This is a genomic window from Phenylobacterium conjunctum, from assembly GCF_042679085.1.
In the GTDB taxonomy this organism is placed as follows: domain Bacteria; phylum Pseudomonadota; class Alphaproteobacteria; order Caulobacterales; family Caulobacteraceae; genus Phenylobacterium; species Phenylobacterium conjunctum.
The window spans coordinates 1-10,405 of the sequence record NZ_JBHTLQ010000085.1 but is presented as its reverse complement, the minus strand read 5'-3'; the positions used below and the strand labels follow the sequence as shown (position 1 = coordinate 10,405).

11 protein-coding genes are annotated in these 10,405 nt (G+C 68.5%); 7 read left to right on the top strand and 4 right to left on the bottom strand.

Going from position 1 to position 10,405, the window contains the following annotated elements:
• Both ACFQ27_RS19865 and rdgB read right to left on the bottom strand, forming a co-directional pair.
• Positions 1-458, bottom strand: a 458-nt coding sequence (locus tag ACFQ27_RS19865) for a radical SAM protein (RefSeq protein ID WP_377354797.1), incomplete at its 3' end; no start/stop codon positions are given.
• Positions 455-1,054 (bottom strand): RdgB/HAM1 family non-canonical purine NTP pyrophosphatase, encoded by a 600-nt coding sequence (gene rdgB / locus ACFQ27_RS19860; RefSeq protein WP_377354796.1) that lies wholly within the window; start codon positions 1,052-1,054, stop codon positions 455-457. The genes rdgB and ACFQ27_RS19865, both read right to left, overlap by 4 nt.
• A 338-nt stretch (positions 1,055-1,392) precedes the next feature.
• On the opposite strand from rdgB, the gene ACFQ27_RS19855 reads away from it, so the two are divergent.
• Together ACFQ27_RS19855 and ACFQ27_RS19850 are read left to right on the top strand one after the other, a co-directional pair.
• Complete coding sequence (locus ACFQ27_RS19855; protein ID WP_374344532.1) at positions 1,393-1,923, top strand: DUF2975 domain-containing protein; 531 nt, start codon at positions 1,393-1,395, stop codon at positions 1,921-1,923.
• Positions 1,923-2,162: a helix-turn-helix domain-containing protein gene (locus ACFQ27_RS19850; protein ID WP_374343743.1), complete on the top strand. Its 240-nt coding sequence runs from the start codon at positions 1,923-1,925 to the stop codon at positions 2,160-2,162. The genes ACFQ27_RS19855 and ACFQ27_RS19850 overlap by 1 nt, the downstream gene beginning before the upstream one ends.
• Positions 2,163-2,531: 369 nt before the next feature.
• Here the strand turns inward: ACFQ27_RS19850 and rph are convergent, their stop codons facing one another.
• The gene (gene rph, locus ACFQ27_RS19845; protein ID WP_377354795.1) at positions 2,532-3,245 is read right to left on the bottom strand and encodes a ribonuclease PH; all 714 of its coding nucleotides are present in this window, start codon (positions 3,243-3,245) and stop codon (positions 2,532-2,534) included.
• Between the two features lie 89 nt (positions 3,246-3,334).
• Here rph and hrcA point away from each other — a divergent pair, with 89 nt between their 5' ends.
• The 4 genes from hrcA (at position 3,335) to dnaN (ending at position 7,049) form a co-directional block, all read left to right on the top strand.
• Entirely contained in the window at positions 3,335-4,402 is a 1,068-nt protein-coding gene (gene hrcA, locus ACFQ27_RS19840) for a heat-inducible transcriptional repressor HrcA (RefSeq protein ID WP_377354793.1), read from the top strand.
• 12 nt (positions 4,403-4,414) lie between these two features.
• The gene (gene grpE, locus ACFQ27_RS19835) at positions 4,415-5,038 is read left to right on the top strand and encodes a nucleotide exchange factor GrpE (protein ID WP_377354792.1); all 624 of its coding nucleotides are present in this window, start codon (positions 4,415-4,417) and stop codon (positions 5,036-5,038) included.
• 292 nt (positions 5,039-5,330) lie between these two features.
• Complete coding sequence (locus ACFQ27_RS19830; RefSeq protein ID WP_377354791.1) at positions 5,331-5,807, top strand: MarR family winged helix-turn-helix transcriptional regulator; 477 nt, start codon at positions 5,331-5,333, stop codon at positions 5,805-5,807.
• Between the two features lie 123 nt (positions 5,808-5,930).
• Positions 5,931-7,049 (top strand): DNA polymerase III subunit beta, encoded by a 1,119-nt coding sequence (dnaN, locus tag ACFQ27_RS19825; protein ID WP_374343733.1) that lies wholly within the window; start codon positions 5,931-5,933, stop codon positions 7,047-7,049.
• 167 nt (positions 7,050-7,216) lie between these two features.
• On the opposite strand, the gene ACFQ27_RS19820 is transcribed toward dnaN, so the two are convergent.
• Complete coding sequence (locus tag ACFQ27_RS19820) at positions 7,217-9,994, bottom strand: M14 family zinc carboxypeptidase (RefSeq protein WP_377354798.1); 2,778 nt, start codon at positions 9,992-9,994, stop codon at positions 7,217-7,219.
• Between the two features lie 137 nt (positions 9,995-10,131).
• Here ACFQ27_RS19820 and ACFQ27_RS19815 point away from each other — a divergent pair.
• On the top strand, positions 10,132-10,405 hold a 274-nt coding region (locus ACFQ27_RS19815; protein WP_377354790.1), incomplete at its 3' end, for an AAA family ATPase.

Genomic DNA, 10,405 nt, shown 5'->3' with positions numbered 1-10,405 from the left:
GCCGCCGTGGCCGCCGCGCGGCGGGCCTCGTCGGCGCCGTGGTCGCGGCCGAGGCGCTTCAGGCTGTCGTCGTCCAGGGCCTGGACGCCCAGGGACAGGCGGTTGACCCCGGCCTGGGCGAAGGCCGCATAGCGGGCCGCCTCGGCGTCGGTGGGGTTGGCCTCCAGGGTGACTTCCAGGTCGGGCGCGGGGGCCCACAGGCTGCGGGCCGCCGCGATGATCTCGCCGGCCCAGTCGGGGTCCATCAGGGACGGGGTGCCGCCGCCCAGGAAGATGGAGGTGAGGTCGCGCGGGCCGGTCAGGGCGCGCTGGGCGGCGAGGTCGGCGAGGATCGCGTCCTTCAGGGCCAGCTGTTCGGCCCGCTTGCCGCGGTCGCGGAAGACATTGAAGTCGCAATAGGGGCAGATGCGGGCGCAGTACGGCCAATGCACATAAAGGCCGAGCGCCGGCCCGCTCAAAGCAGGGCGGCCTTGAGCTTGGTGAAGGCCCGCGCGCGATGGCTCATGGCGTCCTTGGCCGCCGGGTCGAGCTCGCCGAAGGTTTGCGTGAAGCCGTCGGGCTGGAAGATCGGGTCATAGCCGAAGCCGCGGTCGCCGCGCGGCGGCCAGGCCAGGGTCCCGTCGATGCGGCCCTCGACCACCAGGCCCGGCCCGCCCGGCCAGGCGACGGCGAGCGCAGAGGTGAACCAGCAGGCCCGATCCGCCGAGCCCGAGGCCTCGACCTTGTCCATCACCGCCCGCATGGCCAGGGCGAAATCCTTGTCCGGCCCGGCCCAGCGGGCGGAATAGACGCCAGGATCGCCGCCGATCGCCGCCACCGACAGGCCGGAATCATCGGCCAGGGCCACCAGGCCGCTGGCCTCGGCGGCGGCGCGGGCCTTCAGGAGCGCATTGCCGACAAAGGTGGTCTCCGTCTCGTCCGGCTCGGCCAGACCCAGCTGGCCGGCGGTGACCAGCTCGAAGCGGTTCTCCAGGATCTGGGTCAGCTCGCGGGCCTTGCCGGGATTGTGGGTGGCGACCACCAGCCGGGCGCCGGGTTCGAGGACGAGGGGCATGCGGAACTCCTTGGAGGCCGGACCATAGGGATTCCGCGCTCACGCTGCATTGCAAAAGTTTAATATCGAAAATCGATATTCGATTTGATCGGAAAGCGATGTGGCCATATTGAATATCGCCATGAACGGCGCTTAGCCGTTGGCACACATGCTGCAGCGCAGCACAAAAATCGACCGGAGTTGTCCTATGTATTCGTCCGCCATGACCGTCCTCGAACGGATTGCCGCCAGTGTTCTCGTCCTTCTCGCCTCCATGCCGATCCTGGCCGTGGCGGCGGGCCGCCTGGCCGCCTAAACTGCCTCCGATCCGCGGACCTGGAGGAAGCCTGATGCCTTTGATGCGCGCCCTTGGGCCGGGCTCGGTGTCGAGCTTCCTCAAGACCATCCTGGACGTGGTGTTCTACGCCCTGTGGGTGGGCCTGGGGGTCTCGGGCCTCTTGCTGTTCGCGGCCCTGCTCTTGTCCTTCAATCCTGACCTGATCGGCGACATCGCCCTGTCGGCCGGGGAATCCGAGCTGCTGGCCAAGCCGCCGGTGCTGCTGGGCGCGATCCTGGCGGTCGGGCTGTACCTGGCCGGCGTGCTGGTGATCGTCGCCCGGCTGCGGCAGATCTTCGCCACCCTGACGGCCGGCGACCCCTTCCATCCCGACAATGTGCGGCGCCTGCGGGTGATCGGCCTGACCCTGGCGGCGCTGGAGCTGGGCCGCTATGGGTTCCAGATCCTCAGCGCCTGGCTGCTGCCGGGGCGAAACCAGGTGGAGTCGGGCCTGAGCCTGACGGCCTGGTTCTCCGTGCTGGTGGTGTTCGTGCTGGCGGAAGTGTTCCGCGAAGGCGCCCGGCTGCGGCGCGAGGCGGAGCTGACCATCTGATGCCCATCCGCGTGCTTCTCGACCGGGTGCTGCTGGAGCGGCGCATGTCGCTGACCGAGCTGGCGGACCGGGTCGGCGTGACCATCGCCAACCTGTCGATCCTGAAGACCGGCAAGGCCCGGGCGGTGCGTTTCTCGACCCTGGCGGCCCTGTGCCGCGAACTCGACTGCCAGCCGGGGGATATCCTGCTCTATGAGCCCGGCCCTGGGGACGATGAGCCGCTGATCGAGGACGAGTAGTCCGCCCCGCGCGTCATGGCCGGGCCTGATTGCCGCACTGCGGCGAAATCGCCTGCGGCACGCGGGCGCAGGGGACGAATCGTGCAGCAGGCTTATTGAACCCCTGAAATTTTCACCCTATATGCGCCGCAACATCAATGCTGCATCGCAATATGGAGGTGGAGATGGCTCGCTTTGTTGAACGTCTGGTCGCCCGGCTGATGGGCCCGCTCGCGGATGAACTGGCGCGTATGCCGCCGGAGGCCTTCCGCCACCTGCTGGCCGGCCGCTAGGGCTCAAGAGTTCAGTACCCCTCGACCGCCCCCCAATAGTGTCGAGGGTTTAGCGTACGGAGAAGGCGGGTCCAAAAGGGCCCGCCTTTTCTTTTGGCTACTTCGCGGCCGACTGCTGCAGGGTCACCAGTTCGCCGATGCCCTTGCGGGCCAGGCCGAACAGGGCCTCGAACTCGCCCTGGGTGAAGCCGCGCTTCTCGCCGGTGGCCTGGATCTCGACGATGTCGCCCTTGCCGGTCAGCACGAAGTTGGCGTCGGCCTCGGCGTTGGAATCCTCTTCATATTCAAGGTCCAGCACCGGCACGCCCTTGTAGACGCCGCAGGAGATGGCGGCGACCTGGTCGAGGATCGGGTCGGTGGTGATGACGCCTTCGTCCAGCAGGTAGCGGGTGGCCTGGCGCAGGGCGACCCAGGCGCCCGTGATGGCGGCTGTGCGGGTGCCGCCGTCGGCCTGGACCACGTCGCAGTCGATGGAGATCTGACGTTCGCCGAGCGCCGCCGGATCGATGATGGCGCGCAGCGACCGGCCGATCAGGCGCTGGATCTCCTGGGTGCGGCCCGACTGCTTGCCTTCGGAGGCCTCGCGGCGGCCGCGGGTGTGGGTGGCGCGGGGCAGCATGCCGTACTCGGCCGTGACCCAGCCCACGCCCCGGCCGCGCATGAAGCCCGGCACCCGCTCCTCGACGCTGGCGGTGATCAGGACCTTGGTATGGCCAAAGCTGGCCAGGCATGACCCTTCGGCATACCGGTTCACCCCGGTCTCCAGGGTGACGGCGCGGAGCATGTCGGGCGTACGGTCGGACGGGCGCATTCAGGTCTCTTGAATTTGGGGCGGCGCTTGCGCCGGCGGGGTCCGCGCTTATCCTAGATGAGGAGGTTTCCGTCCATGGGTCTGACGTCGTGACCAGTCCGCTGCTGCCCCGGGGCCCGTCCCTCACCGAGCTGGACGAGCGCGCCCGCGACATCTTCCGCCGGGTGGTTGAGAGCTATCTGGAGACCGGAGAGCCTGTGGGCTCGCGCACCCTGTCCAAGGGCGGCGTGCAGCTGTCCCCGGCCTCGATCCGCAACACCATGCAGGACCTGACCCAGCTGGGTCTCCTGGGCGCGCCGCATGTGAGCGCCGGCCGCCTGCCCACCCATGCCGGCCTGCGGCTGTTCGTCGACGGCCTGATGCAGGTGGGCGATGTGGCCGAGGAGGAGCGCCGGGCCATTGAATCGCGGCTGACCGGCCGAGCGCGGTCTTTTGACGAGGCCCTGGCTGAGGCCAGCGCCCTGTTGTCCGGCCTGGCCGGCGGGGCGGGCATCGTGGTCACCCCGGCCCGCGACGCCGGCGTCAAGCATGTGGAGTTCGTCTTCCTGTCGCCGGAACAGGCTCTGGCGGTGATGGTGTTCGAAGACGGGGCGGTGGAGAACCGGCTGATGCGGCTGACGGCCGGCGTCACCCCCAGCGCCCTGCAAGAGGCCTCGAACTTTCTCAACGCCCGCCTGCGCGGCCGCACCCTGGCCGAGGCGGGCGCCGAGGTGAAGGCCGAGCTGGACCAGGCCCGCCGCCAGCTGAACGAAACCGCCGCGCGGCTGGTGGAGGATGGCCTGGCCGCCTGGAGCGGCGGCGACAGCATCGACCGGGCCCTGATCGTGCGGGGCCACGCCAACCTGCTGCACGACCGAGAGACCCTGGACGATCTCGAGCGGGTGCGGATGCTGTTCGATGATCTGGAGCAAAAGGAACAGCTGATCGGGCTGCTAGACGGGGTGCGTGAAGCCCAGGGCGTGCGCATCTATATCGGGGCCGAAACGCGACTGTTCTCGCTTTCGGGTTCCGCTGTGATCGCCGCGCCCTATATGACGGGCCGGCAGAAGGTGCTGGGCGCGATCGCGGTGATCGGGCCTGCGCGCCTGAACTATGCCCGGGTCATCCCGCTGGTGGACTATACCGCCCGCGTCCTGTCCCAGGTGACGAACGCTTAAGAGGTAAAAGACATGTCCGACGATCAAACGCCGGCCGAAGAGATCGACGCCGTGGCCGACGCCGCCCTGGATCACATGGAGGCGCTGAACGCCGAGATCGCGTCGCTCAAGGAACAGGTGCTGCGCTACGCGGCCGACATGGAGAACACCAAGCGCCGCGCCGAGCGCGAGGCCAATGACGCCCGCGCCTACGCCATCCAGAAGTTCGCCCGTGACCTGTTGAGCGTCGGTGACACCCTGGGCCGCGCCCTGATGGCCCCGCCGCAGTCCGACGACAGCGCGGTGAAGAACTTCGTCCTGGGCGTCGAGATGACCGAGAAGGCCCTGCTGACCGCCTTCGAATCCAACGGCCTGAAGCGGCTTGAGCCGAAGAAGGGTGACAAGTTCGACCCCCACCAGCACCAGGCGATGATGGAGCAGCCCTCGGACGAGGTGGCCGGCGGGGCGGTGATCCAGACCCTGCAGCCGGGCTATGAGCTGCTGGGCCGGCTGGTGCGCCCGGCCATGGTGGTGGTGGCCGCCAAGGGCTCCGGCGGCGGCGACGCCGGCGGCGAGAGCGGCGCGACAAATCCCTACGCCAAGGCCCCGGCCGAGGGCGGCGACGACGCCGGGGCGTCGGTGGACCGCAAGGCGTAGAAGCCGTTGCTCCCTCTCCCGCTTGCGGGAGAGGGTTCACCCTCGGTGTTATCCCGGATGGAGCCGCGGAGCGGCGGAAGTCCGGGACCCAGACGCGCGGGGTCTTCCGGATAAATCGGTGTCTATGGGTCCCGGTCTTCGGCTGCGCCGAAACCGGGATGACACCAGGGCCTTCTGGAAAATAAGTCCGTTTAGTCAATAAGGTCGTGCTGAAGGTCCGGCGACGAGCCCACCATCCGTGGCGCATTCTGTCACGATTTGCATATGCAATAATTGCATGTACAATTTACGCATGTTCAAGCCCAGGCAAGCTCCTCCGCCCCGGGACCGGCGCACTGAGCTGCGCGACGCCGCGGAGGTGGTGGCGAGCGATTGCCTGGCGGGATTCGCGCGCACGGCGAGCCGGCGGATCAATGGCTTTCTGGAGACGCGGCTGGCCTCCACCGGCCTGGCGCCAGCCCAGATCAGCCTGATGGCCCACCTGGCCTGCGCCCAGGACGACAGCCTGGGAGCCCTGGCGCGGCGGGCCGGTCTTGACCCCTCCAGCCTGACCCGCAGCCTGCAGGCTCTGGCCCGCCAGGGGCTGGTGGAGATCGCCCAGCCGGACGGGCGGCGCAAGCTGGCCTGGCTGACCGAGACCGGGGTGCGCCGGCTGGCCTGGGCCCTGCCGGTCTGGCAGGCGGCCCATGCCGAGCTTTGCGCCCTGATCCCCGCCGCCCTGCCCCGGCAGTTGGCGCAGGCCGCCGCCGTGCTGGAAAAGGACAGCTGAATCCACACCTGGGCGGTTTGCGGCTCTTTCCCGCGCTGCGATAATGTTTAAAGTCTCAAGTCCCCTCCAATCGGGGGCGCCGGCGGCGACGAGGCCCTGGCGCTGGGAGATGTGGACCGGAACATGAAGCTTACGATCGAACGGGCGGCTCTTCTGAAGGCGCTGGGGCATGTGCAGAGCGCCGTGGAGCGCCGCAACACGATCCCCATCCTGTCGAACGTGCTGCTGTCGGCGGATCGCGACCGCCTGACCTTCTCGGCGACCGATCTCGACATGGAGATCATCGACGAGACCCTGGCCCAGGTGGACCAGCCCGGCCAGATCACCGCGCCGGCCCACACCCTCTATGAGATCGTCCGCAAGCTGCCGGAAGGCGCCGACGTCTCCCTGTCCTTCACCGGCGAAGACCCGCGCCTGACCGTGGCCGCCGGGCGCTCGCGCTTCAACCTGCCGGTGCTGCCGGCGGGCGACTTCCCGGTCATGTCGTCCGAGGGCCTGTCGGGCCGCATCGGCGTGGACGTGGGCGACCTGATCCGCCTGATCGACAAGACCCGCTTCGCCATCTCCACCGAGGAGACGCGCTACTACCTGAACGGCCTCTACCTGCACACGGTGGTGGAAGGCGGCTCGCAGAAGCTGCGCGCTGTGGCCACCGACGGCCACCGTCTGGCCCTGGCCGAGATGGCCGCGCCGGAAGGCTCGGCCGGCGCGCCCGGCGTGATCGTGCCGCGCAAGACCGTCAGCGAGGCGCGCCGCCTGCTCGAGGACGCCGGCGAGACCGTCGACCTGCAGGTCAGCGCTCAGAAGGTGCGGTTCGAGTTCGGCGGCGCCGCCCTGACCTCCAAGGTCATCGACGGCAACTTCCCCGACTATGTCCGGGTGATCCCGCGCGACAACGACCGGGTGATGATGGTCGACAACAAGCTGTTCGCGAAGGCCGTGGACCGCGTGGCGACCATCTCGGCCGAGAAGAGCCGCTCGGTGCGCATGGCCATCGAGCCCGGCCGCATCATCCTGACCGTCCGCAACATGGAAGCCGGCCAGGCGGTGGAAGAGCTTGAGGTTGACTACGGCGGCGAGAGCTTCGAACTGTCCTTCAACGCCCGCTACCTGCTGGACGTCACCGACCAGATCGGCGGCGAACTGGCCGAATTCCGCTTCGGCGGCCCGAACGACCCGGCCCTGGTGCTGGACCCGACGGACCCGGACGTGCGCTACGTCCTGATGCCGCTGCGGGTTTGATCTACGGAGTCCTTCTCCCCTTGCGGGAGAAGGTGGCCCGCAGGGCCGGATGAGGGGTCGCGCAGGCGCTTCCTGTTGAATTCGCAAGATCGGAGGGGTTTGAGAGACCCCTCAACCGACCTGGCTCCGCCAGGCCACCTTCTCCCACAAGGGGAGAAGGGACAGAGCTATTGGCAAGGATTCGCGTCCGGCGCGGCCCCCAGATACAGCCCGTTGAACAGCAGCTTGAACGCGGCGTGGGACTGGCCGCGCTGGTTCACTTCCGGGCCCATCAGGAACAGGTGACCCTTGCCGACGCAGGCGTCGACGACAGCGGTGGTTCCCTCCAGCCGCTCCTGGCCGAAGGCCCAGCCGCTCATCAGCGGGGTCTTGGTGGCGAAGGTCCCGATCGGCTTGATGCCCTTGGCCGTGGGATCAATGCGGAACACGGGACTGGAATCGAAGAACATCGGGGTGTCGGCCGCCATGCCCCAGGCCAGGGGCGCGCGGGTGTCCAGGCGGGCGCTGACCACTGAGCCGGGGATGTAGAACTTCGTGCCTGGCAGGGGTTTGACCTTGCCGTCGACGGTCTCAGTCAGCGGGTTGGTCACGGAGACCTTCAGCATGTCGGCGACGCCGGTGGAATCGCCCACCGCCACCACCGCGCCGCCGGCCTTCAGGAAGGCGGCGATCTGCGGGCCGGTTGTCTCCGCGGTGATGGCGCCCAGCCAGGACCGGTACTTGGCCGGAATATCCTCAGGCTTCGGTTGGCCGGGACCGCGGCGGCGGCGCTCGATCCCTTGGGCCTCGATGCCGACGCTCTCAGGCAGGACCAGGACATCGAAGGCCTTGGCGAGGTTTCCGGCGTCCAGGCGCTGGGGATAGACCACGGTGTAGGGGAACTCGAACTGCTCCAGCAGCCAGCGGGTCCAGCCCGAGGGCATGGAGCCGCCATAGACATCGGCGAGCGCGACGCGCGGGGTCTTCACCTGGACCAGACGGGCCGTGGGCGCGGAGCCTTGCGCATAGGCCGGCACGCCCAGTTGGGCCGCGGCGGTCTCGACGATGGCCTTGGCCTTGGGCGTGGCCGGGATCCACAGGGCGCCGGTCCCCAGGTCCTGGCCCTCAGCCGACGAGGCGCCGTCGACCCAATAGACCTTCTGGCCGGCCTTGGTCAGGCGGTTGGCCAGGATGAAGCTGTCGTTGAGCCGGTGGCTGACCAGCCAGCCGGCGGCGCCAGAGCCCGAGACCTTGGCCGGCGGCGGGGCGATCAGGTCGCTGATGGGCGTGAACGGGCCGGAGACGCCCTCGAGCACCCGGTCGAACGTCACCCCCATCTGGAAGGCGAGGGTGTAGCCGGTGGTGTCATAGGGCCTAACCGGCGGGCCGCCCGGATACTCAAAGTCCTGCGGGTGGTCCTGGGGTTCGAACATGTCGAGCACCTGGGGCCGGTAGGCCTGGGCCGTCAGCACCACGAAGGACCCGGCCGGATAGGTCTTGCCGCCGGCGGTGAAGGGCGCGTTCGCCTTCTGGACGGTGACACCGGTCTTGATCAGGGCGTTCAGGAACTTCACCGCCGTGGGGAAGTCGGCCTGGTCGGCGGGGATCACATAGGCCCGCGCATCGCGCTTGGCCGGATCGCGCAGCACCTGGGCGTAGAGGGCCGGATCAATGCCGCCCTGCGGCGGGGTGGGCTTGCCCTTGGCCGCGACTTCCAGGCGCTCGATGTCATGGCTGGTGATGGTCCAGCTGTCCTTGGACCCGGCCTCGATCTGGTTCGCGCCCATCTTCCAGATGTTGAACAGCAGGCGCTCCCGGTTGCGGCTGGCGTAGTCCAGCAGGCTGCGGTTCATCGACAGCGAATAGTCGATGGACTGGGAGAGATGCCAGGTCTGGGGCGCGACCGGGGAGGGCAGGTCGTTGCGGGGGAGTTGGTTCCTGGCCACCAGGGGCAGGGGCATGGGCGTCGGGTTGCCGATGATCTCGGTCAGGATGCCGATGGCGTTGTGGAAGTAGGAGATGGTCCGCAACGACCCGTTGAACCAGGTGGAATAGGTCGCCCCGCTGCGCATGGTCGAGCCGGGCTTGCCCTCGGCCACCAGGCGGCTGTGCATGGCCGCGCCCGCCTCGCTGAGCTCGGTCATGATCAGCGGGTCGTAGTTGTAGTTGAAGGGGTCGCGGAAGGGCGGCATGAACACCACCGAGCCGGTCGGGCCGGTCTGGTGGTGGTTGTAGACGATCTGCGGAAACCACTGACGAAACAGCACCTTGTTGATGTTGGTGCTCTCGGCCTGGGCCGACATGTAGAAGTCGCGGTTGTTATCGTGGCCGATGTACTTGTGGTACAGCTGCGGGGTCTGGGCGCGCGGATCAGGGATGGTCGAGGCGCCCGCGACCCGCTGCTTCGGGTCGGGATTGCGCATGTACCAGTCGGCTAGCAGGTCCTGGCCGTCGGGGTTGACCTGGGCGAACAGGATGACGGTGTCGTCCAGGATCCGCAGCCACTCGGCGTCGTTGTCGGTGACGGCCCTGTAGACCGCCAGCATCAGCGCCTGGGCGGGTTCGACCTCCGACGCATGCAGGCCGCCGTCGATCCAGACCACGGCCTTGCCTTCGCCGGCCAGCTTGCGGGCCTCGGCTTCCGAGACCTCGCCCTTGGCGAGCTTGGCGGCGATGTCGCGATAGCGGTCCAGGGCCTTCAGGTTCTCCGGCGAGGAGACCACCATCATGTACTGGGGCCGGCCTTCAGAGGTCTTGCCGATCTCGACCAGCTGGGCGCGATCGGACTGGGCGTCGAGGGACTTCCAATAGGTCTGCAGCTGGCGATAGCTGGCCAGGAAATAGTCCTCGCCCAGGTCATGGCCCAGGGCCTGCTTGGGCGTGGTGATGGCCGCGGCGTCCGCCATCGGCGCGGCTGAGGCGTAGGCGGGCAGGGCGAGGCTGGCCACGGCGGCCAGGAGCAGCATCTTGCGCAAGGGCGGACTCCGGAAACGAGGCCGCCAGTTGCGGGCGCATCGTCCGCCAAGGCAAGGATATTACATCGGTCTTTGAACCTTCCGCCTCGGCCTTCGACCTGTTGGGCGAAACCCGCTAAACACCGCGCGTGCGCACGGCGATCACCCATCTGACCCTGACGGATTTCCGCTCCTATGAGCGGGCCGAGATCGCCCTGTCGGGGGCGCCGGTATGGCTGGTAGGGCCGAACGGGGCCGGTAAGACCAACCTGCTCGAGGCGCTCAGCCTGCTTACGCCCGGGCGGGGCCTGCGCGGCGCGGCCCAGGTTGAGCTGGGGCGGCGGCAGCCGGGCGAGCGGACAGGGCGGGCCTGGGCCGTGGCCGCGGTTGTCGACCAGGATGGCGAGCCGACGCGGCTGGGCA